We start from the raw sequence: 26,791 nt of genomic DNA on the forward strand, positions 1-26,791 counted from the left end.
GTAAGAAGGCTATCACTTTAACGCTGAGATATTTTCAGCCGTTAATTCAATAATGCGTTGTCGTGCTTCTGGAGAGGTCCAGGCGTTATGCGGCGTTACAATGAGGTTCAAGGGCTCATTTAACGCATCTAGCAACGGATGACCGTCTTTTGGCGGCTCTTGTGGAAGAACGTCCGTTGCATAGCCGCCAATTTGGCCTTTCCGTAATGCGTCCAGCACGTCGTGCTCGTTTGCGACACCACCCCGGGCATTATTAATGACTAAAGTATGAGGCTGGCAGTGCTTGATATTCTGGCGGTTAAGCAAGCCTTTTGTTTCGTCGGTTAGCGGGCAATGAAATGAAATAACGTCGGCTTCAGGCAAGAGTTCATCAAAACTTGGGCGCGAGTCGTCTGTTTTACCCGGTCGTGCGGTAAAGGTCACGCGCATACCCAATGCTTCAGCCTGTTTTTTTACCGCTTGCCCAAGCTCACCCGAGCCGACAATAATCAGACGCTTGCCCTCAAGTTGAAACGTTGGCGGATTAAGCAGGGTAAATAAAGGGGACTTTTGCCAGTCACCAGCGGCCATACGCTTTTGCATAACCGGCATCTTTGTTGCCAACGACAGCATCATCATTAATGTGTGCTGAACCACACTGGGCGTTCCGTAGGCTTCGACATTTTTAACGGGAATACCAAGCTTTTCAGCAGCCTTTAAGTCGATATTATTCATGCCTGTGGCAAGCACACAAACGAGCTTTAACTTCTCTGCCTTCTTTAAAGAAGTCTCGTTCAGCACCACTTTGTTGGTAATAACGACATCGGCATTTTGAATACGTTCATCGACTTGATTAGGCGAGGTGAGAGGGTAGCAAACGAGCTCGCCGACTTGATTTTTAATAGGGGATAAGTCAACGCCTTCACCCAAACTATCGCTATCTAAAATCACTGCTTTCATGGCATCGCTCCGTTAAATCAAGCAAAGTTTTTAATGAACAACCCGTAGCTTATCACTAAAAACTAAAATATACAGTCGACACCATATTTATAACAATTAGTTATTAGTATACTATTGGCGCGGCTTTTTTGAGGGCTTCACGGATAACCTCGAAATACCGTTTTTAGTATTTAATAATTAAGGAAAATAAATGTTTAAAATTGGAAAGTTGATTGCGTTAGCCGTTGCGAGTTTCTATTTGTCGGGCTGTACCTCGATAATGACGGCTGAGCAAGCGGCTCCTGCCGTAAATACACCGAATGAACTTGAGTCGGTTTCAATAGCTGTGGTCGATAAGCGAGAATATGTTTTGAATAACGATAAAGCGCCAAGCTTTGAAGGGCTTTTGCGTTCAAGTTTTGGAATTCCTTACTCGCAGTACACCTACAACCGACAGCCCATGTCTGAATACTTAACAGATCGGTTAGTTGCAGGGTTTAAAAAGCAGGGTGTAAAAGCCGAGGCTTATCTGACCTCTCATTCAATGAGCGTTGGCAGTATTAAAGAAGCACTGGCAAAGCAAGAGCGACCATCAGTTATTATTGCTCTGAATGAGTGGAAATACGACTACCACGCCTTTTCCGATAGCTCCTGGTACGACGTGGACGTTATTGTTCTCGGAAAAGACGGCGAAGAGAAAACCAATCGAAGCTTTAAAGGCGAGAATGATGTAGGTAACGGGCTTATTTCAAATGAAATGCAGAGCATCTATAAGCATCGTTTTGAGTCAATTTTTTTAGACGACTCTATTCAGAAAGCCCTAATGCAATAAGTTTTTCTGGTACTAACGAGGAAGAAACATTAAGCTTTCTTCCTCAATTCTAATAAACTGATATTGCAAAACGTGCTCTATTACAAAAACAACAAAGCACTCATTTTACTGCTAAAAAATATTAAACAGCAGGTGTCATTAAGCCGCTCCCGGCAAGAGTTAGACGTGGTTATTTCTGAGCTCAAATCTTTCCCGGGCAGCTACCAGTTTAATACACGAATCTATTGGATTATTTTTACCGCATTATTATTAGTGACAGCGGTATTAGGTTACTGGGACTGGTCCCAGCGGCAGCATTTTCAGCAAAGCACCTGGATTATTATTGCGGCCGGCGGGGCATTAACGTTGCTTTCCGGTATTACCGCTTATTACCCGCACCATATTATGTCGAAAGTGTCTCATGCTTTGTTACAACGCGACGGCTTGCTCGATAATAACCTGACGCCGGTCACTTTTAATGGGAAAGCGGCAGCTCGTCAGTTTCAGCAGCGTTTTAGTGAGTTTCACCGAGGTAATTACAGCCGTGAAATTCAGGAACTGCTCAAAGGCAGTTACCAGGGCGATGAGTACTCATTTGAGTATCACTACTACCATTTTCATTACGTCGATGAGCGTATTGTTACTGAAACCTACACTGACGGTAACGGTCGGGTAAGAACGCGCACCCGTCGTGAATATGATCATTATGATCGCTATGGTTTGATTTTACCTTTTGGCTTACTGCGTAATTTTGCGGTTATTGGCTTTAGCCTTCCGGGAGCAGGTAAAGCAACATACAAGCCTGCATCTAATCGTTTTAATAAAGTATTTAAGGTGGTCGCTGCCAGTGAAATTGAAGCGGCTAAAGCGATGAAACCAACGGTTGTTGTCGCTTTTGAAGAGCTTAGCAATGTATTATCGAAAGTAAATTTTGAAGTGAATGATGCGGCTGACTTATGTCTTTCATTTGCTGACAAGGATCTTATTGCAACGCCGAATAAAGTTAAAATAAGTGAGTTTGATGCTTTTATTGAGGCGTTAGAAGGCGAGCAGGAGTTTCAAAAATTAAAAGCAGCACTGAGTCATGTTCATTATGTGATGACTAAGCTGGACAGTAACTTTTAGGAGCACGTCAATGACTGGAATATGGATAACTATTGGTATTGCGGTAGTTTTGGTGATAGTCATTATTGCCATTTACAACGCCATTATTAACAGGGCGAATGCGGTTGAGAGAGCCTGGGCGAACGTTATTACGCAGGAACGCCAGAAAAATAAAATCATTCCTCACTTAGAAGATGTCGTAAAAGACTACAAAGAGTTTGAGCAGGGTACATTGACCAAAGTCACTGAACTTCGCAGTGCGCTGCAAGGTTTAGATAGCGGAAAAGTCGATACAGCGAAGCTTGAACAGGCTGAAGCCAAAACTGGTGAATTACTTAAAAGCTTAAATGTGACGGTTGAAAACTATCCTGAACTTAAGGCGTCAGAAACCTATCAGAAACTCATGCGGGAAATTACCGACCAACAGGAAAACATTGGCGCGGCTATTCGTATTTTTAACCAGAACGTTGAAGACTTTAATAACGGCATTGAAGTTTTTCCGAACTCATTGGTTAATGCCATGCTGAACCGCAAAGAAAAGATAAAAACCTTCTCCGACTCTCAGGCAGAAGAAGGTTTTGAGTATAAACCTAATATCTAAGCGTTATGTGGCTGCTTTTTAGAAAGCTCGTAAGTCATAGCAATACGTCTTTGATTGAGCAGTTTAGTTTTATGTCAGCTATCTCGTCAGCTCGAGTCTTACCCAGCGTTAATAAGGCTATAGGCTGGTTATTTTGGTAGGCCTGTCGTGCAAAACGGTAACCTGAAAACACCATAAGTGAGGTTCCGATAGCGAGCAGGCCATTACTGTCTTTTAATACGTTTTGGGCTTCTTCGACGCGTGGTCGGGGAACGTTATCACCAAAGTAGACAACATCGGGTTTAAGAATTCCGCCACAGCTCATGCAATTGGCGACGTTAAACTGTTCAAAATCAGCTTCTAAATCTGCATCTCCGTCCGGTGCGGCGGTCGCTTCAAGCGCAGCAAAATCTGGGTTCATTTTCAGGCTGCGTTCGTGCATCTCCAGTCTTGGAGTAACCTGCTGGCAGCTCATACAGACCATGTCATTGGCGTACCCATGCAAATTAATTACGTTGTTCGCGCCGGCCTTTTGGTGCAGACCATCAACATTTTGCGTAATAATATGGCTAATGAGCTTCTGCTGTTGCAACTGGGTAATAGCGTGGTGCGCGGAATTAGGTTGAGCGTGGTATAGAACTGGCCAGCCAAACAAACTGCGCGCCCAGTACCTTTTACGAACGGCTTCGCTGCGCATATAGTCCTGATGCTGAACCGGAGGTGTCCGTTTCCACTCGCCGTCACTATCTCTATAGTCAGGAATGCCAGAGTCGGTACTTATACCGGCACCTGTAATGATAGTGACCGGTGCATTCCGATGCAGAAACTCCATCAGAGCTTCGCGAGCCTGGGCAGGGTCAGTTATTGTCATAGTAATGAATATCTACAGGTTACAACTTTACCCTAAAGTTACCACTGCTGAGTACCAAGGTGAAACGCTTAGTAAAGAATCCGCAAATCTTATAAGCGTCTATACTAAAGCATGCTAGTTTTCAGGCATTAACCACTTAAAGGAGTAATGGTATGAAAAAATTAGTTTTGGCTATGACAATGTCATCGTTAGCGCTTGTGGGCTGTGAAAATATGAGTAACACCCAAAAAGGTGCTTCGATAGGTGCTGTGACGGGTGCCTTGCTTGGTAAAGGAACGGGTGATCACGATAAAAGCCGCTATGTCTGGGGGGCTGCTGTTGGCGCACTGGCAGGTGGAGCTATTGGTTCATATATGGATAAGCAGGAAGAAGAATTCAGGGAAGAGCTGGCCGACAGTGGCGTGAAGGTAATACGCGATGGCGACAACCTTCGTTTGCAACTGCCAAGCAATATTACGTTTGCCACAGGCAGTGCGAACATTTCTCAAAGCTTTAATCCGGTACTGGACGATGTTGCCCGGGTTCTGCAAAAGTATGAGAAAACCACCATGCTGATTGAAGGCCATACCGACAGCACAGGATCCGCAGAATATAACCAGCAATTGTCGTTAAACCGTGCTAAAGCTGTACGCAATCACTTAGTTGGAAGTGGCGTGGACTCGCGCCGTGTGACAACAGAAGGTTACGGCGAGAGTATGCCAGTTGCGGACAACGATACAGAGAGCGGTCGTCAATTAAACCGTCGTGTTGAATTACGCATTGTCCCCAATACCAAATAGGCCTGCGCGTTAAGAGTTAACGCTGAAACTCCAGAAGTTGATTGTTTGCCGGCATAGTATGGGTGTTTTTCAAATGAAACCCATGCTGGCTGGCAAGCTTTGCAATCCATTGTTTATCACGTATTCCCATTTGGCTGTCACGAGTACGCAAAGACTGATCAAACGCACGGTTGCTGTCACTGGTGAAATGCCCGTTGTCATTAAACGGTCCGTAAATACATAAAAGCTTTACTGATTTAAGTTTGTCCCCTAAGTGATTAAACAGCGCTTCGACACCCTCTTTGGGCATAATGTGACAAGTATTTGCGGTAAATAAGGCATCGAACTGTCCATCAGGTGCAGACTGAAACACATCGAACTCAACCGGCAAAGGCTGACCTGGTACCCCTTCTTTTTCAATTCGGGCTTTTACTCCCGGTAAATACTCCGGTTGGTCACTTACCTGCCATTCTAAATGAGAGAGTTTTTTGGCGAAGTAAACGGCATGTTGCCCTGTACCGCTGCCAACTTCTAAAACTTGTGACGCATTAGCAAAAGCGACTTCCAGAACCCCAAGTATTGGGTCTTTATTATTTTCACAGGCTTGCGAGAACGGTAGCTCCATAAAATATCACCGAGTTGTCATCTTAGTGTCGAATAATTTAAGAGAGAATTAATAGGGTTTTACATCCAGGACTTTCTCAAGGCTTCTACCTGATACAGACAGGTGTCTATGTATTTCTCTCCAGTTGTCCTTTTAATGAATGGCAGTGTCTGGCCTCCGCAAGCCAGTACCAGCCTGACGGAACACAATTGAAAGCGCCTCATAAACCAGCTTTGATGCAATTGAGTTTGTTGCACTTTATGAATTGGGAAGCATCGGTAATTGACGCCAATGAGTCCTTTCCTTATGTAGATAAACTGCTCGTCCATTGCGTAACCCCATCTTTTCCAACTGAGTATGACGAGGCCGGTGGTTAAGATAAAAAGTCCGCCAGCGGCGACTGAAAGCTCTGCCTGATCAAAGTAAATGAAAGCGATAGCAAGAGGTATTAGTAACCAGAAGGCAATAAGCGTGTTTCTGATGGCCAGACGTTTGCTAACCGGATGGTAGTTGATGGCGCTTAGTTTATTTTCGGGCCAGGCATCGCTTGCTAAAGCGTTAGCTTCTCCCTGGGTGACAGAAGGCACCATGATTTTCCCACCGGATGCTCCTGCAGATTGACGATCAAGGCTCGCACCTAGCTGTTCAAACTTTAAGTTAACTCTTTGGAGTATGCGGTCAAGCCAATTTTGTTGGTAAACAATCATCTGGAGACGGGATAACTTCATGACAACTTCATGGCGAGTAAAAAAGCCGTTACGACGAATGTAGCGATCATTGCTCCGGGTTAACTTGAAGTCATAGAAAGTAATGACTGAACCTAAGATGGAAATTAACGCCATAAAAGCAATCACTACAAAAGCGATTGATAGAAAGAACAGCACGTATTGCCAAAAAGCATACTGGGAGGAAGCCATTAAAGCATCAACATCGACCCCGAGGTTTTCTATACCCGCAATAAACTTCTCTGAGAGGGAATTAAAGAAAGGTGCTAAAGCCCCTAACACAATCCAAATTCGGTTGCTGGCAAGCCCGTGGATAACTAAGTCCTGAACTGAGCGAGAGTTTAAAAGTTGCTCTTGTTCTGTCTCAGTGCTTTCAGTTTCCGCACTAGAGGCCTGCTCCGTTTTGTGGGAGAGGATTTCCTGCTTAAGAGACTCCGCAACACCTTTCGATAATGCAATGATCTTTGCTTCGAGCTTACTTGAGCCTGCCGTATCTAACAGCATACATACGTGGTTACTAGGCCGGTAAAAAATAGGCTGTTCGAAGCGAACATTTTGGATACGTTCAAAAGGCAGGTCGATATGGTTCTTTTGAAAGACGCCAGAATGAATTTGTACGCGTCCGTCAGTTAATCGGTATTGATAGAAATAGAATTTTAGCAGGGCACTTATTGCAACAAACAGCAGTAATGCCGCCAGCCCAGAAATAATCGCTAAACCATTCTCAGAAAATTGATTATAGCCAACAAGAATAGCCGGTAATAAGTAAATAAGATTGTTGCCAACGTCTTTTACGAACTGCACTGCAAAGTAAATAATCGCGACTGGCGATAGTTTTAGCCATTGACCTTGATAATTAGTCATTTTCAGCAATATCACTATGAGTTAATACGTAGGATCTGAGTTCTCGCGCTTTTTCTTCTGGTAAACCGGGTATTGCAAAGGTATGCATGGTACCGCCGGCGCTAAAAATCTCCAGAGTGGATAAACCAAAGTGCCGGTCAATAGGCCCATGCTTTAACTCTACATGCTGTATACGCAAAACGGGCTGACTGACAACAGATTTAAAAATGACTCCGCTACGGTAACTGAAGTCATGCTCACGTAGAGCATAGCCTTTGTTTTTATCAGCAATAATGCCGTAGGCGGAAGTCAATAAACCAAAAATGCCAGCGGCTAACTGCAGCTGTGGTAAGTAAAGTTCAAGGGTCTTTGGGAGAACAAACCAAGGTTGCCAGTAAAGGCTCAAGAGAGCGCTAACCACAATTAACCAAAAGGTTAAGCGGCACATTAAATTGACTTTCATGTACATTGGGCTTAGCGGAGTAAACGCCTGCGAGCTGACCGTTGGAAGGTTGTCAGGTAATATTGGTTGATTGCTAAAAGTATCGTCTAGCATGATATCGCTTTTGTGATTGTTATTATGTTTTAAAATTAACAGTATTTTTCGACACGTTCTAGTTTCAAGGCAATAAAAAAGCGGCTTAAAAAAGCCGCTTTTATTCAGGGAGTTTTAAAATAAACGATAATTACTGTTCTTCGCGAACCTGAATATCGTTCTCGATGTCTTTAACACCTTTTACGGTAGCAGCCAGATTTTCTGCTGTATCAATATCAGCTTCATCGTCAACAAAGCCTGATAACTGAACAATACCGTTATTTGTTTCAACATTGATGTCCATACTGCTTAGGTTGTCATCTTCAAAGATAACTGCTTTAACCTTAGTAGTGATAACAGCGTCATCAACATATTCGCCAGCGTCTTTCGCTTTTTGCTCAGTGTAGCTTTTTGCTTCTTTAGCTTTTTCTTCCGTTTCCTGCATTGCGCTTTCAGCTTTAGATTCAGCTTTTTCAGTTTCTGCTTCACTACAGCCAGAAAGCGTTAGCATTGAAAGTGCGATTAAACTTGCTGGTAGTGCCGTCTTGAAGTTTTTCATAGATAACCTCCTGTTATTGAAAATCGTTACCACAAACACTATAGCTACATATTTACGACTTTACGGTCATCTTTACAGATGTTTTGCAAAACTGGCTGCAGTCTGTACACCCGTGATAATTCTTAATATTTTTAACGCTGCTCCCGACTTTGACTTGCCCTGTTTTTTTGGTTCCATTTTTTGCGGTCTGTCTGATAGTTCCCCTATAAAGAAACCTGTACCAACGGCAAAGCAAAGAGCCGTAGGGGAGGATAATTTGTCACAGGTTGTAGAAACTACCTGACAGGAGCGAACCTTCAACGCCAGCTTGCGATTTTTAAGGTTTTGTTCCAATTGCGCAATTTGATCATCAAGGCTTGAAGTCATAAAGCCTCCATTAAAGATTGCTGCTTGTTTTAGAAAAAAGCAGATTGCGGCTGTTCTGCTTTATACGTCTTATAAGATAAAGCGCAATGGCTAAATGACACGCAGCAACAATAATAAGTGCTGTAGTCAGGGACAAAATGCCGTTACTTACAACCGCAGCTACGGAAGCGGCCACTAGCGCGCCCCAAGCTGACAAAACTAAGCAGCTGGCAATAACGGCAAACGCGACCATGCGAACGAAGCTTTCTCCAGCCCGGCGGGCTTCCATACCTGCAAGCTGGAGCTGGGCTCTAACAACGCCGCGTACTTCACTTTGCAGTGCGCGAACTTGCTGAAGCAACCCTTCGGCTTCGCTCGCTTCCGTTTGATTACGAGCGGTCACTAAATAGCCTACTTAATAGGTAGCCACTTGCTGCCGCAATTCCCAAAGACTTAATGGGGTTTTCTTTAACGTAGTCCGTTGCGGTTGCTAACCACTTTTCTTGAGTCACCTTAAGATCATGACCTTTTTCACCAATGCTATCTGAAGCGTTCTTTGCAGCATCGGCAACTTTATCGATGGTGTCGTGAGCTTTATTGGCTGATTTATTTACTGCTTCTTCGGTTCTAGCTTGATTGTTACTCATAATACCCTCGTGTTTTGTGAAAGCCTATTACTAAGCAAAGACGCTAATAGAAATATAAGCAAATTTATTTACATGGCTTTACAGAGCGCAAAAGCTCTTAGTTCTTTATATTTAGCGAAGGTAAATAAAACCCTATAAAAAGCAGTGTTATTATTATTTTTGATTGAGATCAACATCGTTATTCCCGAGTTTGAATAAACTGAAATTAAGAATTCAAACAAAGGAAATAACCATGAATTTATGGCAAGAGTTTTTCAATGATCCGGTAATATTTTTTTCTTTTAGCGGCTTGGCTATTGTTATTGGGATGTGTGCTTTCTATGCTGTTTTCTTCTATATAAAGATGATTAAGTCAGAGAAAAAGCGTAAACAATAAGCTTAAAGGAGATATATGAAATATATTTTTCAAGTTCGTATTAAGGAAGGTCATACGGCAGAAGAATATGCAGACGCCTGGGTTCGGGCTAGTGAAATTATTCAACAGGCTCCGGGCGCCCGAGGCACAGAGTTACATCGCAAAATTGGTGATGATAAGACCCTAATTGCAATAGCATCGTGGGACAGTAAAGAGCAGCGAGACGCTATGGAAGGTCAGCATAACCAAAAGGTTGCAGAGATTATTCGTAGCGCCGCGCCGTTTTGTGAAATAACGCCATTAGGCGAGTTTGAAGATCCTGAATGGGTTGTGATGCCAGCTAAAAATTAAATTTGCGTTAACCAACCATGTTTGTCTTCAGCTTTACCCCATTGAATGTCGTTCAGCGCTTTGCGCAGCTTCAGTGTCGTCTTTCCTGGGCTTGCATCGCCGACCGGAATTTCCTTTCCTTTATGAATTAAAGTTCCAACAGGCGCCAGTACCGCTGCTGTTCCGGATAGAGCAGCTTCGCTTTCCGGTTTGGCCGCACGTTCAAGTAATTCATCGACGCTCAACTCGCGCTCTGAAACCGTCATGCCCATATCGCGGGCAATAGTCAGAATGGAGTCTCGGGTGACACCGTGTAAGAAACTGCTGTCCAGTGCCTTGGTGATAATTTCGTTGCCGTCAATTAATAAGAAATTAGCTGCTCCGGTTTCCTGTACGTCGCCATTGGGGCAAAACAGAACCTGATCGGCGTTTACAGAAGCACGTGCTTGCAAAATTGGCTGCAATGCACTGGCGTAGTTACCGCCACTTTTCACCATTCCCATATGGGCAGCGCAACGCGAACCATCTTCTTCAAGCAGTAAACGCAGGGTTTGGTCGCCGCTGGCAAAATAGTCACCAACAGGTGAAAGGAGCACATAGAGCATGGATGAGCTGGTCGGGGAGGCCGCTTTACCAATGGCTGCTTCGGTGCCTATATGAGTAGGGCGTATATACATTGAGCCAGGCGGTTTGGGCACGTCGTTGTGAAAATGTTTAACCACATCGGTAATCATTTTCTGCAGGAAGCTTGCATCAAAAGCCGGTAAGGAAAGCAACTGGCTGCTTTGTTGCATACGCTCTATGTTGCGGTCCATTCTAAAGAGGTTTATTGAACCATTTTCATGGCGAAACGCTTTTAACCCCTCAAAACAGGTGCTCGCATAGTGCAGAACATGAGCACCGGGGTGTAATTGTATGCTGTCAGAGGAGACTAGCTCAGGCGAACTCCAGTTTGAGTTTTCGAAAGTTGCCAAAGTCATTTGCGGCATAAATACAGTGCCAAAAGCTGCCATAAAGTTATCCTGCTTGGGTAAATAGTTGCGCCGTAATATACCATAATTTTTAACATTTGGATGACTCTGCCGGTTTGCTTCTTGTTAGGCATGCTCGTACATTGAAGTATCTATACGTAGAAACAGGTGAGCAATTAATGAATAAGACACTAAAAATAACTTTAGCTAGTGGGTTATTGGCCACAGCGGTGACACAGGCAGAAGAAACAGACACGACATTAAGTGCCTATGCTGCCGGGTATACCGCAGGCTTTACTTGCAGTGCGCTCTTTAATGGCGATAAGTCTATGGAGCAAATTCGAGAGCATGAGTTAAGTGGCATTTATTCGTTAATTGCTGATCGCGTGGCACAAATGGAGCCCAGAGTTGATGAACAAAACCACTGGGTACGAGTGCCATATGATAACGGTAACCGTGAGCGGATATCTGTCTGGCGACCGAAGCTCGGTTGTGTCGATTTGCCGGTTGGCGCAAGTGTTGATGACGTAAAATTTGTTGCTGATCCTTTCAGTGGTCATAAGAAGGCCGGAAAAGACAACGGCCAGCCCTGGAAGCAAAAGGCTGAGGTTAATTCAATCAGTAGTAATGCTCAATTAGAGTCAGTGCTGCAACAGGCATTTACCAAAAAGTACGGCTCTGGGGCTCGCACTTCTGCTGTTTTAATTGCGACGCCTGATGAAATTATTGCAGAACGTTATATCGAGGGTTTTACACCTGAAACCGCGCAGCGCACCTGGTCAGTTGCAAAAAGTATTGGTGCCAGTGTTATCGGAGCGGCAGTTCAGCAAGACAAGATAAAGCCAGATGAAGCTGCCGGTATTTCAAATTGGTCGCACCCGCTTGATCCCCGCCGGCATATTACACTGGAAAACTTATTGCATATGGCGTCCGGTCTGGACAGCAATAAAGCGGGCAACCGCACCGACCGCGTTTATATGGGGGGAGGGTTAGTCAGTGATACTGCCACTGAAACGGCACTTGAAGTGGCTCCGGGCAGTCGCTGGAAGTACGCGAATAATGACACTATGTTGGCTTTAAGAACCCTGCATGAGCGCTTTGACAGCACAGAAGAGTATCTGAAGTTTCCGTATAAGGCACTGCTGGAAAAAGTAGGAATGAACCATACCTTTGCCGAAACCGACTGGCGTGGCGATTTTATTTTATCGTCGCAGGTGTGGACCACGTCTCGTGATTTAGCTCGTCTGGGTGTTTTGCATTTGCAACAGGGTCAATGGCAGGGCGAGCAAATTTTACCCGAAGGCTGGCTTGAATATATCAGTATGCCGGCACCGGCTCAGCCGCCGGAGAACTCTCCTGGATACGGAGCGCAATGGTGGCTTTATAACGAACGTTTCCCTGAATTACCCGATGACACTATTGCGGCGCGAGGAAACCGGGGGCAATTTTTGGTGGTTATTCCGTCAGAGAATTTAGTGGTTGTTCGTCGTGGTTATGATATTGCCGGAGAGCCAGGGTTTAACGAGCATGACTTTGTACGAGATGTACTGAAAGCACTATAAAAACTCCTTCGGGGGAAGCTGAATAATGATAGACTGCTTCCCCCAGCCTGACGGACAGAGAGCTTACTTATGAGCGAAGAACAGCAAGTCATTCAAAGCGAACACACACAAAATTACAGCGTTGACGGTAAAACCGTAGAAATTGATATTTACCGCACTGAAGACAGTGGCTGGATTTTGGAGATTGTCGATGAGAATAACAACTCGACGCTTTGGGAAGATGAATTTGAAAAGGATAATGATGCCCTGGTAGAAGCGTTGGACGCTCTAAAAGAGGAAGGGATTGATAACTTCATAGAACCCGCAAAGTAAAATGATCAGAGTTTCACAGCGCATTGAATTTGCAGAGCACGAAATAGAGTGGCAGTTCATCCGCTCTAGCGGTGCGGGAGGCCAGAACGTCAATAAAGTCGCTACTGCGGCTCAACTCATTTTTGATATTCAGGCCTCTTCGTTACCGGACTTCTACAAGCAGCGCTTGCTAAAAAAGTCAGACCATCGCATTACCCAAAGTGGCAAGGTCATAATTAAGTGTCAGGAGACACGGAGTCAGGCCCGTAACCGAGAGCTGGCGCTGGAGCAGTTGATTGAATTAATTCGCAGCGTTGCACAGGTTCAAAAGAAGCGTATTCCCACAAAGCCCAGTCGCTCTGCCAAAGAAAGGCGGCTGACGAGTAAAAAGCAGCAAGGTTATAAAAAGGCGCTTCGGAAAAAAGAATTTTAATTTCCAAACTTTTGTAACGAACCTGAGCAATTTATTCGGGCACACTCAAGTATGAGCTGCTTGAGTTCGCATTGACTGCAGTAATCGCAGCAGCGGATGTCGCTGGCGACTAACTTTTTTTCCAGTAATAATTTCTTAAGTTGTTCTTTACTCACTGAAACTTGTAAGCGATTAGGTTTGTTCCTGTGCATAGCCGTGCTCCTCAAGTTGCTGTAAAAAGTGCCCAAGACAACGAGAATGCTGACAGCCAGTAATAAGCAATTGATGACAGTAATGGCAAAGGTCAGCTAATGATTTTGAGTTGGTGTTATTTAACCATTGGATGAGTTGTTTCGTACTGTCCTGTTGAAATTCGTATGCTGGCAGTTGCTGATGACGCCGAATATAAGTCGCTATTAATAAAATGGAGCTGGTTGTGTAGCTTTGAACTGCGTTAGCGGCAAGTACTGGCTCGTTAAATACCTGTTTTGCTGACTCGCGTGCCCGTTTAAGGTAAGCAGCCGCAGACTCATAGTCTTTGCTGTTGAGGAGTGAACTTGCAGTCTTTAACTGTTCCTGACTATTAAAATAGTCTTTATAGGTGTTTGTCATTTTGCATCCTTTGCTCGGCTTTAGTTAAATAAGCTAACGCAAATGATAATAGTTCGCAATAAGTTATTTGTAAACGATCGTAATCAAAAAATAATGCGTATAAGTAACTTACAAAACAATAAACCTGGAGCTTCAATGAAAACTTACAAGCAGCAAGATCTTGCAAACATGGACGATACAGAGAGAGCGCGTTTTGTTAATTGTTTGTCCGGGTTTAAAAGTGCGAATGTGGTAGGCACCCGTGACAGGCATCAACAGAATAACTTAGCAATGATAAGCTCCGTGGTGCACTTAGGAAGTAATCCTCCGTTGCTTGGCTTTGTCATGCGCCCTAAATCGGCCACCCGCCACACCTGGGAAAATATTGAAGAGAGTGGTGTTTACACCATTAATCAGGTGAGTGAAGAGTTTTTCCAGAAAGCTCACCAGACATCAGCACGGTACGACCGGGAAGTTTCAGAGTTTGAAGCCTGTGGTCTTACACCAGAATTTGAAGACGGTTTTCATGCCCCACATGTTGCTGAAAGTGCCTTGCGAATTGGCATGCAACTGGTGGAGGTTATCCCTATACAGCATAACGACACGGCATTAATCGTAGGTGAAATTCGGTGGGTCGAAGTTAAGGAAAAGGCGGTGAAAAGTGACGGTTATATTGATATTGAATCTTTAGGGACCATGGCCATTTCGGGTCTGGATGGTTATCACAGTACTCAACGGGCGGCGCGTTTATCTTATGCCAAGCCCGATAAGAAACTAGAAGAACTGGATGTCGAGGGGCGCTCTAAAGACTCATAATGTCAGGTACTTTACGGCTGTGCTTCTTGGTTATCCAAAACAGCAGTAAACCGACAATAGACAGTGCACAGCCGACCCAGCCTGTGCCTTGCCAACTGAGGGGGGAAATAATGGCCAGCCCGCCCAGCCAGGCCCCTAAGGCATTTGCGGCGTTGAAAGCTGAATGGTTCAATGACGCCGCCAGAGTCTGTGCTTCACCTGCAACGTCCATCAAACGTACCTGAAGCGCCGGAACCAGAGCTGCTGCGCTACCCAGTAATAACACCATTGGCATGACGGTCCAGAGGCTTTGCAATGTTAACGGGAAAATAGCCAGTACAATTGCTGACCACAACAAAGAGCCACCAATAGTCAGTTTCAAATTGCGGTCGGCCGCCCAGCCTCCGACTAAGCTACCTGCCAAAGAGCCTATTCCGTATATTAATAAAGCAACAGGGATCCAGTGCGGAGCAAGACCCGTGGCGTTTATTAGGGTTGGTGCTATATAACTTAATACCGCAAACATACCGCCGAAACCTATGGCGCCTATGGCTAGCGTAAGCCAGACTTGAGGGTTCTGCAGAGCCTTCATTTCACCCCTTGCCGAGGTTCTTTTCTCATTAGGGTGTTTTGGCACGACAAATAAAATCATGACCAGAGCTAGAAGTCCTAAAGCGCCGACTGTATGGTAAACCGTGCGCCAGTCGATAAGTTGCCCAAGCCAGGTTGCTAAGGGGTTACCGACTAAAATTGCTACAGTCAGCCCCATCATTACCATGGTGACAGCCATACCTCGTTGATTTTTACGAACCATGTCGGCGGCGACAAGACATGCAATACCAAAATAGGCACCATGAGGTAAACCGGTTAGGAACCGCAAGACCTGAAGCAAGGGGTAGCTTTCTGCTGATGCACTGGCAAAGTTACCGAGCGCGAAAGCAAGCAACAGCACCAGTAACATGGGTTTGCGCGGAAAACGCGCGAATAAAATAGTAATGAGCGGTGCGCCGATAACCACACCCAGCGCATAAAGGCTGATCAGATGGCCGGTTTGTCGGGTGTCAGTGTTGAAGTCAGCAGCAACGTCAGGTAGCAATCCCATAATGACGAACTCACCAATGCCAATAGCAAAACTGCCAACTGCCATGGCAAAAATGGCCAGTTGAACCTGTGCTTTAGAGAACTGAGTCATGGATCAGGTTTGCTTCCTGTATTAGTTGAGTCGGTTAGGATTGCGCAGTTTATCGAATGCAGCAGCTATTGCAATCTCTATGACTTTACTGTACAAATAAACAGTATATTTACACATCAGCAAAGGACCATACCATGGCTGTAGTAACCCAGTATGTAGTTATTCGCGACGGAGCCGAGAAAATGACATTCACTTCAAAAGCTGAAGCCGATGCGCACGATAAAATTTTGGACATGGCTGAGGCCCTGAATCCTCTCATTAAAGACAGCGAGCTTTTCACTGATGAACAGCAGCTTGAGGATATGGCGCTGTTTTTGGCGAAAGAACGAGAAAATGTTCTCATAGCTTTAGGTGCTAAAAAGCCAAAGAAACCAAAAACCGAGAAAGTATCTGCGGAAAAAGTTGAGTCATCAAAATCAAACGATAAAGCGTCGTCGAAAGCGGCTTAGTGGGCACGATACGAGTTAAATATTTTGATACTATAGTGACCTGGTTTTAATGAATAGGATCGAACTATGACGCAAGAAACGATTTACCATATAGGAACACCGGGTACCCCTTGGGGCGTTGAAGAAAAAGCGCAATGGTTAGCTGAGCAAAGCAAAAAGCGTTCCTACTTTGATGATGTTGTCAGCAAAATAGAGACTTTTAAAGCGAACTTCGACGTAGACCAATATGGTGAACTTGCGTACGAAAGCGATACTTATCCTTTGTTTGTGGTCAGAACTAAAAACTGGGATGCGGGCAAACCAACGGTTTTAGTGACTGGTGGTGTGCATGGTTATGAAACCAGTGGTGTTCACGGAGCACTGCGGTTTATAGAGACTAAAGCCAATGAGTATCAAACAAACTTTAATGTGGTGGTTGCACCCTGTTTGAGCCCATGGGGCTATGAAACCATTAACCGTTGGAATCCTGCGGCTATTGATCCTAACCGCTCGTTTGTAGCCGATTCGCCAGCCGGTGAATGTGCAAACATTATGAATTACATTGCTGGCTTAGGTGTGGATATTCTGGCTCACATTGATCTGCACGAAACAACCGATACCGATAACAGCGAGTTTCGTCCCGCAAAGGCGGCAATGGACGGAAAGGTGAACACCAACTGGAATATTCCTGATGGCTTCTACTTAGTTGGAAACTCTGAAAAGCCTTACCCTGATTTTCAAAAGGCGGTACTGGATTCGGTAGAAAAAGTTACGCACATTGCCGATGCTGACGAAGAGAATAAGCTAATAGGTGAAGATATTGCCCAGCGTGGTCTTATTTTATTGCCAACAGCAAAAATGGGCTTATGTATTAGCTTTAGTAAGGCTGAGTATGCTACTACAACAGAGGTTTATCCGGACAGCCCGAAAGCAACCCCGGAGCAATGTATAGAAGCTCAGGTTGCGGCGGTTACCGGAGGCCTGGACTTTTTAAAGTAAAGCCCACCCCCCGTTACTTGGTCGGTAAACCTGGTTAGTCAATTAACGTCGTGTGTCTGGCCGCTTTTGGCGAGGTGCACGGCGTGAGTTTTGAGGCCTTCCGGTTCGTGGCTTTTGAATGGGTTCCGGCTTTATATTCGGGTCTGGCTCAAAGCCTGGAATCAGTTCTTTTGGTATTTCATTTTTAGTCAGCTTTTCTATGTCACGTAGTAATTTATGCTCGTCCACACAGACCAGTGACGCTGCTTCACCTTCACTTCCGGCACGGCCTGTACGGCCAATACGGTGTACGTAATCTTCAGCTACCTGAGGTAGTTCAAAGTTAATCACGTGCGGCAGTTCGTCAATATCAATACCACGTGCAGCAATATCGGTTGCAACTAATACTCGTAATTTTCCGGCTTTAAATTGCGCTAAGGCTTTGGTTCGTGCGCCCTGACTTTTATTACCGTGAATAGCCATCGCAGGCAGACCATCATCCGTTAACTGTGTTGCGAGTCGATTAGCCCCGTGCTTAGTTCGTGTAAACACAAGAACCTGCCGCCAATTACGACTTCCTATCAGGTAACTGATGAGCTCTCTTTTACGCTTCTTATCAACAGGGTAAACGCGCTGCTGAATGGTATCTGCTGCCGCATTTTGCCTGGCAACTTCAACTAACTTTGGCTGTTGCATAAACTGTTGAGCCAGAGCTTTTATTTCACTTGAAAAGGTTGCAGAAAACAACAGCGTCTGACGTTTTTCCGGAATGAGTTTCATGACTTTTTTAATGTCATGAATAAAGCCCATGTCCAGCATCCGGTCAGCTTCATCCAGAATCAATACATCAATTTTACTTAAATCTACCGTTCCCTGACGACTGTGATCCAACAAACGACCTGGCGTGGCGACAAGAATGTCGACACCGCGTCGCAATGCGTTAATTTGTGGGTTAATACCTACACCACCAAAAATCACTAAAGACTTAAGACCGGTATATTTAGCGTAGGTGTTGAGGTTGTCTTCAACTTGTGCCGCCAACTCTCTGGTTGGTGTCAAAATTAACGCCTTAATAACAGGCTTACCGTCGGTTTTTGTTTGCGACAATTTGTGCAACAAAGGAAGTGTAAAACCTGCTGTCTTGCCGGTACCTGTTTGCGCAGCTGCTAACAAGTCGTGGCCGGCCATGACTGTCGGAATGGCTTGCTGTTGAATTGGAGTGGGGGTGGTATAACCGCATTCAGTAACGGCGCGTAGTATATTGTCGCTCAATCCCAATGACTGGAATGAGGTTTGGCTTTGTTCTGTGGACATGAAGCTCCGGGAGTTATAATAGTCGACACCACACTTATGTGGCTTTTTGGCATTGTATCACAGACGACAGTAAACCTTTATTTAGAAACAGGCGTATTAAGGTAACTTTTTCTTGCTTTGATGAAAAAGTGAGCGCATTATTCGCGCCGCTTTACCCTGAGTTTAGGGTGTTTAGAGGAATTTTTATGTTGTACCGCCCCTGGGTCGACTCCGCTAACCGAGTTTTCACTGGTGTTCTACTTGTTCAGTTACTGATCACCTTTGTTATTGCTGTTCTTACTGGCGACTGGTTTGTTCCTGTCGTCCTGTCATTGCTTATTGTTTCTTTACCTTTGCTTCTTATTAGAGCCTCAGGCCAAAGTAAACTGACAAGGCATGTTATAGCCGCCGCGATTCAATTAATTACGGCGGTTCATATCGATCAGACCATGGGTCTGGTTGAAATGCACTTTGAAATTTTTGTGGTAATGGCATTTCTTATTTATTACCGGGACTGGATGATTGTGGTGACCAGTGTCGGGGTGGTTGCCGTACATCACATTTTATTTTTTGTGCTGCAGTCCAACGGTGCCGACGTTTATATCTTTGCTGAGGGTTACGTGACCTTAGGTATTCTCGCTATTCATGCAGGCTTTGCTGTAGCTGAGGGGGCTGTACTTTGTGTTATAGCCAAACAAAGCGATACCGAAGCGGTTAGTGCACAGGCATTACGTAACAGCATTGCCGATATCGTTAAGCAGTCGGATAAACTAAATCTGATGGTCGATGTCAGCGGTACAACAGATGAAGTTACTGCCTTTAAAAACTTACTGACTCAATTCCGGAAGAATATTCAAAGTACTCGCAGTTTATCCAGACGGGTTCAGGATGTGTCGGGTGCGTTGTCTAAGGAGAGCGAAGAGCTTATCAAGAGCCGTCAGAACAGCTCGCAAGAGGTTGACAGTATAGCCAGCGCAATTGAGGAAATGGCCGTTACTATTAGCAGTATTTCAGAGCAAGCTAATTTAGCTAAAATGTCGGCGGAAGAGTCAATTGACCGCTCGGAGAATGCGGCAAATGTCGCTGAAACGGCAGCTGGTTCTATAAGCTCCTTAAAAGCCAATGTTCTTGCCACGAACGACAAGTTGAAAACCCTGGACAGGCAGTGCCATCAAATATCCGATGTTATCGGAGCCATTAACGATATTACCAAGCAAACTAACTTACTGGCTCTGAATGCGGCTATTGAGGCCGCCCGAGCGGGTGAAGAAGGTCGTGGTTTTGCCGTGGTAGCTGACGAAGTAAGGTCATTAGCCTCCACTACAGGAAAAAATGCTGAGCAAATTAGCCAAATTAGTCAGAATATACTCACTGAAGTAGCTGAAGCGGTGAGCTCAATGGATGCTTGTGTTCAGCAAATTGATGAAGCGGTAACCTATTCAGAGGAGTCGGGCACGTCAATGAAAACCGTTGCTCAACGTATTAATGATGTGGCTCAAAAGGTTATTTCAGTCGCAGCTGCTACCGAAGAGCAGAGAAACGCTAGTGAAGATATCTCTCGTTCAGCGCAGACAATGAGAGAGTTGTCTGAAACAGAAACACAATTGTTGCTGAACGGGCAGGAAAACGCCACATCACTAAAAACAGTTTCGACCCAACTGGACTCAGAAGTAGGGCGCTTTATTGTTGACTAAGCTATCAGGAAAAGCCCGAACTCGTTGGCTTATTGTGACCATTTTTGCCTGGTTTGCATTAGTTCTCTGGGGCTTGAGTTACTTACTGGAACAGCGTTTGGTCTGGTTTGATGAAAAGAGTCAATTACTTGAGCTGGGCAATAATGGCGAATTAGCTCAACCTTTGGTTACTGAACTGGTAAATAAAGGGTTTTCAGTAAGCGGAAGCGTTTTCCATATTAGCTCAGAAAGTTGTAACTGTAATTGGCGCAGTGCCGGACATACCAGTAGCGTAAAGCGGCAAGTAACGGAGTCAGGTGGCAGGAACTACAGCATTGATATAGATCAATTCAGTGAGCTAAAAAGGTTCGTTCCTGCAACACCAGCCATTATTATGTTTAATGAGTCATCAGAATTAATTTACCTTGGGCCTTACGCCGATGGTGCATTTTGTACAGCTGAAAGTAGTTTTGTGGAAGCATTAATTCCTTTAGTTTCAATGGAAGAGAAGGCTCCCGAATGGATTAATACCGTTGCAAAAGGATGCTATTGCAGCGTTTAAATATGGTCAAAGAGCGGAGCCAGTAATGGAAGTAAGACAAACCTTTATAGAGTTTCTGGAAGTGATTCCGGACGGGGCTATTGTTATTAATCGAAAGGGCTTAATTATTGCTGTTAATCAGGCCGCAGCGTCCATGTTCCGTTATTCCTCGTCTTCTATGCTGGAGCTGCACCTTAACCAGTTACTTCCCGAAGAGGTTCGTGAAAGGCATGATCAGCATTTAGCGACCTTTTTCAAACACCCGGGGCGGCGCTCTATGGGAAACGGGTTAATCTTTTCAGCCATTCGCAGAGACGGTTCAACTTTTCATGTTGATATCATGCTTAATCAGCTTGAATTGGAAGGTGAGCTGTATGGTATTGCCATAGTACGCGACTACACTTTGCAAAAGAAAGCTGAAGATAAAATTCGTCTGGAACTGGAATTTGAAAAGCGTCAGGCGCTGACTGACCACTTAACCGGCATTATGAATCGAAGAGCTTTTACCGCACAATTACAGGACGAAATTGAGCAACTGACAGAACATGGAACGCCCTTCGCGGTTAGCTTTATCGATTTGGATGACTTTAAAGACGTTAACGATGAGCATGGGCATCATTTTGGTGATGAGGTTCTGCAGAAAATTGCTCAACTGATTCGTTTGCACAGTCGCCATACCGACTATGTTGCCCGCATTGGCGGCGACGAGTTTGCGACCATACACCCAATGATTTCTGCTAATGATGCACAGCAGATGATGCAGCGAATGCGCAGTGAATTAGTTAGTGGTATTGACCATGCTGAACTTCCGGTAACTTTGTCGATTGGCTTGTGCCAGTGTGATAAACCTTCAGAGCATTACACCATAGAAGATATTATGGCGAGGGCAGACAAGGCTATGTACCAGGCAAAGAAAGAGGGTAAAAATGCGGTTGTGCTTACCAATTAACTGTAATAAAACGTAATTAAGTTTGATTGTTACTCAAGGTCTACTCTAAAGTGGTTTCAGGACTTTTAAGGAGAGACCGTGGGAATCTTCATATCCTATCTACGAATGATTTTACTGATTATCGGTGTTTTGGCGGGAATACAGTTGCCCGGCTTTGTCGATCAGTATGGAAAAAGCCTACAGGCACATTTAATTGAGTCTGAACGCAGCCTTAATGAATTTCGCGACGAGGCGGAAAAGTTTTTTGACGGTAGCATTGAAGAACTTATTGCCCATTATCAAGCCAGCGACGACAGAGTTTTTCAGGAAGGTGGCCAGAGTATCAACGCAATCTTTCAACGTTATCAACAGTTGAATAAAGCCCATCAGGAGTTTAATCAGAATGCATGGAGAGCCTACCAACAGGCATTTTTCACGCCAGTGGAAGATATTCAGCAAGAGGTTAGAAACGACTTTTCTTACACCGTAAGACTGAACCCCGGCGCTATTTTGTTTGGCCTGGTTTCGGGGTTAATACTGGCGGTATTTGGTGAACTTATTGTTCGACTGCTGGCGAGGCCTTTTCGACAATCGCAGCGCAGTTAAGCCCGCTGGGTAGTGTGCCGTAATTAAACCCGCCATTAACATCAAGCCGACCCGCGCAAAAGGCGTCCGCCATTTCCGGGGTTGCATGTTGAACCAGTAACGCCGCCTGGAGGCCAACGGCCATAGAATCAGCAATGGTGCGTGCTCGATATTGTAGGGCTTTGCTGTTACTAAACTCCTCTTTTAGCGTGATCATAAACTGGTCGAGTCTTTTGTCAGCGCCTTTTGCACGTTGCAATTCTGCGAAATAAGCATCCAGGACCTCAGGCTGTTTCTCTATGGCTCTTAGAATATCAAGACACTGAACATTACCACTGCCTTCCCAAATAGCGTTGACGGGTGACTCACGGAAAAGTCTTGGCATAATGTGGTTTTCCATAACGCCACTCCCACCAATGACCTCCATCGCTTCATAGGCATGATTAGGCGTTCGCTTACAAATCCAGTACTTGCCAACAGGCGTAGCAATGCGCGACAACAGTTTTTCATGTTCGTTGTCCTGGTTATCCATTGCTCGAGCCATTCGCATCATGTAAGTCATGGCAGCTTCGCTTTCAAGTGCCAGATCAGCTAATAAGTTCTGCATCAGTGGCTGCTCGCTAAGCCTGGCACCAAAAGCTTCTCTGTTACTTGCGTGATGAATCGCCTGAGCCGTTGCCTGACGCATACCCGCCGATGAGCCAATCATGCAGTCATAACGTGTGGTTGCGACCATCTCGATGATGGTTCGAACGCCCCGGCCTTCTTCACCGACCATCCAGCCCAAAGCACCGCGAAGCTCCGTTTCACTTGAAGCGTTCGCTGCATTGCCCATTTTCTGTTTCAATTGCTGAAGTTGGATAGGGTTTTTTGAGCCATCAGGGCGCCATCTTGGAACTAAAAAGCAGGACAGGCCACTACGGGTTTGTGCCAGCACTAAAAAGGCATCACACATGGGAGCGGAGACAAACCACTTATGACCAACCAGTTCGTATACCTGGCCGGAGCCTTCTGTTGTCAACGGATAGGCCCGCGTAGTGTTACGCCGTACGTCTGACCCTCCTTGTTTTTCCGTCATTGCCATACCAATAGTCACGGCATTTTTTTCCGTATGAGGAATGTTTCTCGGGTCGTATTGACGGGCGGTAATTTTTGGGGCCCACTCTTCGAATAGGCCAGGCTGATGCCTCAGTGCCGGAATTGCGGCAAAGGTCATGGTAATAGGACAGCCGTGTGAAGCTTCTACCTGCGTGTGAAGGTAATATTTAGCCGCGCGAGCGACATGGGCTCCTGATTTCGGGTCACTCCATGGGCTGGCATGAAGCCCGTGTTTAATTGCTGTTGTCATTAATTGATGATAACTGGGATGGAAGTCCACCTGGTCAATGCGATGTCCGTAGCGGTCATGGGTACGTAATTCGGGTTGGTACTTGTTAGCCTGGAAACCAAGTTCAATGCTTTCTTTTTTACCTGCCAGTTCGCCAAAAGCAATAAGGTCGGAGTAAGCCCAACTGGCACCTTCGCGCTCTACAGCTTGCTGCAGAGATTTATCGGCCAGATAAAGGTTATAATTTTCTAATGGTTTAGGCTGGTTTTCTACTTCATGGGTGCTAGCCATAAACTGTTCGGCTTGTGGGTAGTGCTCTGTCATTTCTTACTCCTTGTTACTTCTGAGTGAAGCAGGATAAATTTTATTCGTCAATAGATAGACTAATGGTTGCCTTTTGAACGTTTTTTGATAACAGTAAGGTCAACAATTAACAACAAATGCAGTAGTTGCTTTGCTTCAAACTATTATTAGAAGTCTGATACTCGTCGTTGTCTGGATACTCCTTTGGCGTATTGCTGCAGTGATGGAGTATGGACCACATGCGAGTATCTGGTTTCCCCCTGCGGGACTGACGTTTGCCGCATTCCTGGTTATGAGCTGGCGGGCCTTTCCGGCCATTCTTATTGCCGGAGTTGTCACTACCTTCTGGGTTTCGGAGTTATACGGAGGCGGTACTCCGGCTAAAGAGTTGCTAACTACGGGCGTTCTTTTTGGTTTTGCTCACACCTTACCTTATTTCTTAGGCGCCTGGTTATTGCGTTCAAAGCTTACCCGACTGGGCAGTTATGGGCTTGCCAGCACCATAATGACGTTTCTTGGAGTTGCTGCTCTTTCATCATTTTGCGCCGCCTGGTTGGGCACCGAGGTCATGATTTCAGGCAAGCTGCTGGAAGCCGACGCTATTTGGTATACCTGGCTGCCCTGGTGGATAGGAGATATGAGCGGGGTTATTGTTCTTTCACCGATTTTTATTGCTCTGATGAGTTGGCGTTATCCGCAACTGGAACATTGGCTTGGAGGGCTTAGCTTTACGGTAAAAACCGGTAACCAAAGCTCTTTTCTTTGGAAACTGCTGCTTATTCTGGCTTTGCTGAGTTTAAGCCTCATATTGACGGCAACCGCAAACAAAGATGAAGCGGCTTTCTCAATATTCTTCCTGATTCTCCCTTTACTGTGGGTCTCGTATACGGAGTCGCCTTTAAATACGGCCATATCATTAGCATTATTCAGCACTATTACGGCATTTTCTGTCGGCATCTTAGGGTTGATGGACTACGCTATTGTGTATCAGTTTGCCGTTACAATAATTGCGGCAAGCGCCTGGTTTGGATTAACGGTCCCGACACTCATGGCGCATAACGAGTTACTGACCCGGCAGGTTTCTGAGGATGGATTAACGAAAACAGCTTCGCGTGAACATTTTATGCAAAGTGCTGATGCTTTAATGAATCTGGGTAAGCGTCAAAATAAACCACTTTCGTTGATCATGTTCGATGTGGATGAATTCAAAAAGATTAATGATAGTTATGGGCATGTGGCCGGTGATCGCGCTCTTGTGCAGGTGACGAATATCGTTACTTCGGTGCTGAGAAGCAGTGACTTGCTCGGACGTTTTGGTGGTGACGAGTTTATGATTTTACTGCCGGAAAGTTCACTGCAATTTGCGGAAGAAACAGCTGAAAGGCTGCGAATGGAAATAAGCAGGGCGAGATTAGAGGGTACTAATCATGCCTTTTCTTGTAGCTTTGGAGTGGCTGAAGTCGTGCCGGATGAGCATATTATGGCAACTATCGACCGTGCTGATAAAGCGCTGTTAGTAGCCAAAAAGCGTGGGAAAAACTGTATAGCCAGGGAGAACTGATGCGTATTGTATTTTTAGGTGGAGCGGAAACCGTCACCGGGTCAAAATATTTGGTGGAAACAGATTCCACCCGAATTCTTATCGACTGTGGGCTTTTTCAGGGCTACAAATGGCTACGTAGGCGTAACTGGCAGCCCCTGCCTATGGGGATAAACCAAGTGGATGGTGTGGTTCTAACGCACGCACATCTTGACCACTCTGGCTTTGTTCCTGTGCTTTATAAAGCGGGTTTTAGGGGCCCGGTCTTTGCCCATCATGCAACATCGGGACTCTGCGATATTCTACTCGCCGACAGCGGACGCATTCAGGAAGAAGATGCGAAGTATCTGGGAAAACACAAGTTAAGTCGACACGAAAAGCCCGAACCCTTATACGATGAAGCTACAGCAAAGTCAGCTATGAGGCTATTTCAGGGCGTTGAGTTTCATCAGCAGTTCGAAATAGGGGATATTAAGGTCACTTTGCAGCCGGCGGGTCATATTCTGGGCGCTTCAAGCGTTATCATAGAAGCAGAAGGCAAAAAAGTTGGGTTTTCAGGAGATGTCGGTCGGCCACAAGATATCATGATGTACCCGCCGGAACCTTTACCTGATTTAGATCTGCTATTGCTTGAGTCCACCTACGGCGATCGGCTGCACAAGGAAACTGAAGATGCAGAAGAGCAACTCGCTGCCGTGGTAAAGGAAACGTCTGAGGCTGGTGGTGTTTTACTAATTCCAAGCTTTTCCGTCGGCAGGGCGCAATTGTTGCAGTACTTATTAGTCAAGCTTATGGAAGAAGGCCGAATACCCAGACAACCCATTTATTTAGACTCTCCTATGGCAATTAATGTGTCAGGTCTTTATCAACGCTTTCATCAGCTGCATCGTTTGTCTGACTCTGATTGTGCGAGAACCTTTGGTACCGTTGAATATACGCGCTCAGTTGATGAGTCTAAGGCTATTGCCTCTCAGTCCGGACCGCATATTATTATTGCCGGAAGTGGTATGGCGACAGGTGGGCGTATTCTTCATCACTTCAAGCGTTGGCTAGGTGATCATCGCGCAACGGTTCTGTTTAGTGGCCACCAGGCGGGAGGAACGCGTGGGGCTAAAATGCTGCAGGGGGTTGAATCCATAAAGCTGCATGGGCAGTGGCTACCGGTCAAAGCCCGAATACGTTCGTTAGAAGGGCTGTCTGGACATGCTGATTACCAAGAGATTTTGGATTGGCTAGCGCAGTCTGAATTAAAGCCCAATACGCCGATACAATTGGTGCATGGTGAGCTGGATGCCCTTGAAACTTTCCGCGACTGCTTAATGCAACGCACATCTTATGATGTTGAAGTGGCTGATTATCAGGGGGTATATCACCTTTAGCCGATTCTGCTAAAATA

At 45.3% G+C, this 26,791-nt stretch carries 32 protein-coding genes; 18 read left to right on the forward strand and 14 right to left on the reverse strand.

Annotated elements, in window-relative coordinates; genetic code table 11:
- Nucleotides 1-12 precede the first annotated feature (12 nt).
- On the reverse strand, nucleotides 13-939 hold the full coding sequence (locus tag K5X84_RS04765) for a D-2-hydroxyacid dehydrogenase (protein ID WP_222236804.1): 927 nt from the start codon (nucleotides 937-939) through the stop codon (nucleotides 13-15).
- 190 nt (nucleotides 940-1,129) lie between these two features.
- On the opposite strand from K5X84_RS04765, the gene K5X84_RS04770 reads away from it, so the two are divergent.
- From K5X84_RS04770 to K5X84_RS04780, 3 genes are all read left to right on the forward strand, one after another.
- On the forward strand, nucleotides 1,130-1,750 hold the full coding sequence (locus tag K5X84_RS04770) for a hypothetical protein (protein ID WP_222236805.1): 621 nt from the start codon (nucleotides 1,130-1,132) through the stop codon (nucleotides 1,748-1,750).
- Nucleotides 1,751-1,822: 72 nt separating this feature from the next.
- Nucleotides 1,823-2,854, forward strand: coding sequence for a hypothetical protein (locus K5X84_RS04775; RefSeq protein ID WP_244994834.1), 1,032 nt, complete (start codon nucleotides 1,823-1,825; stop codon nucleotides 2,852-2,854).
- 10 nt (nucleotides 2,855-2,864) lie between these two features.
- Nucleotides 2,865-3,434 carry a LemA family protein gene (locus tag K5X84_RS04780; RefSeq protein WP_222236806.1) on the forward strand — a complete coding sequence of 190 codons (570 nt, stop codon included), beginning with the start codon at nucleotides 2,865-2,867 and terminating at the stop codon, nucleotides 3,432-3,434.
- Between the two features lie 34 nt (nucleotides 3,435-3,468).
- Here K5X84_RS04780 and K5X84_RS04785 read toward each other — a convergent pair whose 3' ends face one another.
- Nucleotides 3,469-4,284: an NAD-dependent protein deacetylase gene (locus tag K5X84_RS04785; protein WP_222236807.1), complete on the reverse strand. Its 816-nt coding sequence runs from the start codon at nucleotides 4,282-4,284 to the stop codon at nucleotides 3,469-3,471.
- Nucleotides 4,285-4,436: 152 nt separating this feature from the next.
- On the opposite strand from K5X84_RS04785, the gene K5X84_RS04790 reads away from it, so the two are divergent.
- Complete coding sequence (locus K5X84_RS04790; protein ID WP_054487254.1) at nucleotides 4,437-5,063, forward strand: YiaD family glycine zipper/OmpA-like lipoprotein; 627 nt, start codon at nucleotides 4,437-4,439, stop codon at nucleotides 5,061-5,063.
- Between the two features lie 16 nt (nucleotides 5,064-5,079).
- On the opposite strand, the gene K5X84_RS04795 is transcribed toward K5X84_RS04790, so the two are convergent.
- The 7 genes from K5X84_RS04795 to K5X84_RS04825 form a co-directional block, all read right to left on the reverse strand.
- On the reverse strand, nucleotides 5,080-5,667 hold the full coding sequence (locus tag K5X84_RS04795) for a DUF938 domain-containing protein (RefSeq protein ID WP_222236808.1): 588 nt from the start codon (nucleotides 5,665-5,667) through the stop codon (nucleotides 5,080-5,082).
- Between the two features lie 59 nt (nucleotides 5,668-5,726).
- Nucleotides 5,727-7,235, reverse strand: coding sequence for a PH domain-containing protein (locus tag K5X84_RS04800; RefSeq protein ID WP_222236809.1), 1,509 nt, complete (start codon nucleotides 7,233-7,235; stop codon nucleotides 5,727-5,729).
- Nucleotides 7,228-7,770 (reverse strand): PH domain-containing protein, encoded by a 543-nt coding sequence (locus K5X84_RS04805; RefSeq protein ID WP_199494719.1) that lies wholly within the window; start codon nucleotides 7,768-7,770, stop codon nucleotides 7,228-7,230. Before K5X84_RS04805 ends, K5X84_RS04800 begins: the two co-directional genes overlap by 8 nt.
- 130 nt (nucleotides 7,771-7,900) lie before the next feature.
- On the reverse strand, nucleotides 7,901-8,308 hold the full coding sequence (locus K5X84_RS04810; protein WP_054487259.1) for a BON domain-containing protein: 408 nt from the start codon (nucleotides 8,306-8,308) through the stop codon (nucleotides 7,901-7,903).
- Nucleotides 8,309-8,380: 72 nt separating this feature from the next.
- Nucleotides 8,381-8,674, reverse strand: a complete 294-nt coding sequence (locus K5X84_RS04815) for a hypothetical protein (RefSeq protein ID WP_054487261.1) — start codon at nucleotides 8,672-8,674, stop codon at nucleotides 8,381-8,383.
- A 10-nt stretch (nucleotides 8,675-8,684) separates the two neighbouring features.
- A complete protein-coding gene (locus K5X84_RS04820; RefSeq protein WP_054487263.1) occupies nucleotides 8,685-9,056 on the reverse strand; it encodes a phage holin family protein in 372 nt (123 codons plus the stop codon).
- The gene (locus K5X84_RS04825; protein WP_222236810.1) at nucleotides 9,043-9,300 is read right to left on the reverse strand and encodes an ElaB/YgaM/YqjD family protein; all 258 of its coding nucleotides are present in this window, start codon (nucleotides 9,298-9,300) and stop codon (nucleotides 9,043-9,045) included. The genes K5X84_RS04820 and K5X84_RS04825 overlap by 14 nt, the downstream gene beginning before the upstream one ends.
- 232 nt (nucleotides 9,301-9,532) lie before the next feature.
- Between K5X84_RS04825 and K5X84_RS04830 the strand changes: the two genes are divergently transcribed.
- Both K5X84_RS04830 and K5X84_RS04835 read left to right on the forward strand, forming a co-directional pair.
- Nucleotides 9,533-9,676 carry a DUF3149 domain-containing protein gene (locus K5X84_RS04830; RefSeq protein WP_082332135.1) on the forward strand — a complete coding sequence of 48 codons (144 nt, stop codon included), beginning with the start codon at nucleotides 9,533-9,535 and terminating at the stop codon, nucleotides 9,674-9,676.
- A 15-nt stretch (nucleotides 9,677-9,691) separates the two neighbouring features.
- Nucleotides 9,692-10,006, forward strand: a complete 315-nt coding sequence (locus K5X84_RS04835; protein WP_054487267.1) for an antibiotic biosynthesis monooxygenase family protein — start codon at nucleotides 9,692-9,694, stop codon at nucleotides 10,004-10,006.
- Here the strand turns inward: K5X84_RS04835 and K5X84_RS04840 are convergent.
- Nucleotides 10,003-10,998: a branched-chain amino acid aminotransferase gene (locus K5X84_RS04840; protein WP_054487269.1), complete on the reverse strand. Its 996-nt coding sequence runs from the start codon at nucleotides 10,996-10,998 to the stop codon at nucleotides 10,003-10,005. The genes K5X84_RS04835 and K5X84_RS04840 overlap by 4 nt on opposite strands.
- Nucleotides 10,999-11,135: 137 nt before the next feature.
- Here K5X84_RS04840 and K5X84_RS04845 point away from each other — a divergent pair, with 137 nt between their 5' ends.
- The 3 genes from K5X84_RS04845 to arfB all read left to right on the forward strand — a co-directional run bounded on the left by K5X84_RS04845 (nucleotide 11,136) and on the right by arfB (nucleotide 13,242).
- Complete coding sequence (locus tag K5X84_RS04845) at nucleotides 11,136-12,518, forward strand: serine hydrolase domain-containing protein (RefSeq protein WP_222236811.1); 1,383 nt, start codon at nucleotides 11,136-11,138, stop codon at nucleotides 12,516-12,518.
- Between the two features lie 69 nt (nucleotides 12,519-12,587).
- Nucleotides 12,588-12,830 (forward strand): hypothetical protein, encoded by a 243-nt coding sequence (locus K5X84_RS04850; RefSeq protein WP_054487273.1) that lies wholly within the window; start codon nucleotides 12,588-12,590, stop codon nucleotides 12,828-12,830.
- A 1-nt stretch (nucleotide 12,831) separates the two neighbouring features.
- Nucleotides 12,832-13,242, forward strand: coding sequence for an alternative ribosome rescue aminoacyl-tRNA hydrolase ArfB (gene arfB / locus K5X84_RS04855; RefSeq protein ID WP_054487275.1), 411 nt, complete (start codon nucleotides 12,832-12,834; stop codon nucleotides 13,240-13,242).
- A gap of 171 nt (nucleotides 13,243-13,413) precedes the next feature.
- Here arfB and K5X84_RS04860 read toward each other — a convergent pair whose 3' ends face one another.
- Complete coding sequence (locus tag K5X84_RS04860; protein ID WP_222236812.1) at nucleotides 13,414-13,833, reverse strand: hypothetical protein; 420 nt, start codon at nucleotides 13,831-13,833, stop codon at nucleotides 13,414-13,416.
- A 135-nt stretch (nucleotides 13,834-13,968) separates the two neighbouring features.
- Between K5X84_RS04860 and K5X84_RS04865 the strand changes: the two genes are divergently transcribed.
- A complete protein-coding gene (locus tag K5X84_RS04865) occupies nucleotides 13,969-14,628 on the forward strand; it encodes a flavin reductase family protein (protein WP_054487279.1) in 660 nt (219 codons plus the stop codon).
- On the opposite strand, the gene K5X84_RS04870 is transcribed toward K5X84_RS04865, so the two are convergent.
- Complete coding sequence (locus K5X84_RS04870) at nucleotides 14,615-15,799, reverse strand: MFS transporter (RefSeq protein WP_222236813.1); 1,185 nt, start codon at nucleotides 15,797-15,799, stop codon at nucleotides 14,615-14,617. The genes K5X84_RS04865 and K5X84_RS04870 overlap by 14 nt on opposite strands.
- 134 nt (nucleotides 15,800-15,933) lie before the next feature.
- On the opposite strand from K5X84_RS04870, the gene K5X84_RS04875 reads away from it, so the two are divergent.
- Together K5X84_RS04875 and K5X84_RS04880 are read left to right on the forward strand one after the other, a co-directional pair.
- Entirely contained in the window at nucleotides 15,934-16,248 is a 315-nt protein-coding gene (locus K5X84_RS04875) for a YebG family protein (RefSeq protein WP_054487283.1), read from the forward strand.
- 66 nt (nucleotides 16,249-16,314) lie between these two features.
- Nucleotides 16,315-17,226: a M14 family metallopeptidase gene (locus K5X84_RS04880; protein WP_222236814.1), complete on the forward strand. Its 912-nt coding sequence runs from the start codon at nucleotides 16,315-16,317 to the stop codon at nucleotides 17,224-17,226.
- Nucleotides 17,227-17,268: 42 nt separating this feature from the next.
- On the opposite strand, the gene K5X84_RS04885 is transcribed toward K5X84_RS04880, so the two are convergent.
- Nucleotides 17,269-18,519, reverse strand: a complete 1,251-nt coding sequence (locus K5X84_RS04885; RefSeq protein ID WP_054487287.1) for a DEAD/DEAH box helicase — start codon at nucleotides 18,517-18,519, stop codon at nucleotides 17,269-17,271.
- A gap of 185 nt (nucleotides 18,520-18,704) precedes the next feature.
- Between K5X84_RS04885 and K5X84_RS04890 the strand changes: the two genes are divergently transcribed.
- The 4 genes from K5X84_RS04890 (at nucleotide 18,705) to K5X84_RS04905 (ending at nucleotide 22,246) form a co-directional block, all read left to right on the forward strand.
- The gene (locus K5X84_RS04890; protein WP_222236815.1) at nucleotides 18,705-20,192 is read left to right on the forward strand and encodes a methyl-accepting chemotaxis protein; all 1,488 of its coding nucleotides are present in this window, start codon (nucleotides 18,705-18,707) and stop codon (nucleotides 20,190-20,192) included.
- Complete coding sequence (locus tag K5X84_RS04895) at nucleotides 20,182-20,733, forward strand: DUF6436 domain-containing protein (RefSeq protein ID WP_244994829.1); 552 nt, start codon at nucleotides 20,182-20,184, stop codon at nucleotides 20,731-20,733. The genes K5X84_RS04890 and K5X84_RS04895 overlap by 11 nt, the downstream gene beginning before the upstream one ends.
- 25 nt (nucleotides 20,734-20,758) lie before the next feature.
- Nucleotides 20,759-21,661, forward strand: a complete 903-nt coding sequence (locus K5X84_RS04900; RefSeq protein ID WP_222236816.1) for a GGDEF domain-containing protein — start codon at nucleotides 20,759-20,761, stop codon at nucleotides 21,659-21,661.
- 78 nt (nucleotides 21,662-21,739) lie between these two features.
- On the forward strand, nucleotides 21,740-22,246 hold the full coding sequence (locus tag K5X84_RS04905; RefSeq protein ID WP_222236817.1) for a DUF2937 family protein: 507 nt from the start codon (nucleotides 21,740-21,742) through the stop codon (nucleotides 22,244-22,246).
- Here K5X84_RS04905 and K5X84_RS04910 read toward each other — a convergent pair.
- Nucleotides 22,197-23,876: an isovaleryl-CoA dehydrogenase gene (locus K5X84_RS04910; RefSeq protein ID WP_222236818.1), complete on the reverse strand. Its 1,680-nt coding sequence runs from the start codon at nucleotides 23,874-23,876 to the stop codon at nucleotides 22,197-22,199. The genes K5X84_RS04905 and K5X84_RS04910 overlap by 50 nt on opposite strands.
- A 130-nt stretch (nucleotides 23,877-24,006) precedes the next feature.
- Here K5X84_RS04910 and K5X84_RS04915 point away from each other — a divergent pair, with 130 nt between their 5' ends.
- Nucleotides 24,007-25,416, forward strand: coding sequence for a sensor domain-containing diguanylate cyclase (locus K5X84_RS04915; RefSeq protein WP_222236819.1), 1,410 nt, complete (start codon nucleotides 24,007-24,009; stop codon nucleotides 25,414-25,416).
- Nucleotides 25,416-26,774 carry an MBL fold metallo-hydrolase RNA specificity domain-containing protein gene (locus tag K5X84_RS04920; protein ID WP_222236820.1) on the forward strand — a complete coding sequence of 453 codons (1,359 nt, stop codon included), beginning with the start codon at nucleotides 25,416-25,418 and terminating at the stop codon, nucleotides 26,772-26,774. The genes K5X84_RS04915 and K5X84_RS04920 overlap by 1 nt, the downstream gene beginning before the upstream one ends.
- The last annotated feature ends 17 nt before the right edge of the window (nucleotides 26,775-26,791 follow it).

It is taken from the genome of Idiomarina abyssalis, from assembly GCF_019797805.1.
Lineage (GTDB): Bacteria > Pseudomonadota > Gammaproteobacteria > Enterobacterales > Alteromonadaceae > Idiomarina > Idiomarina abyssalis.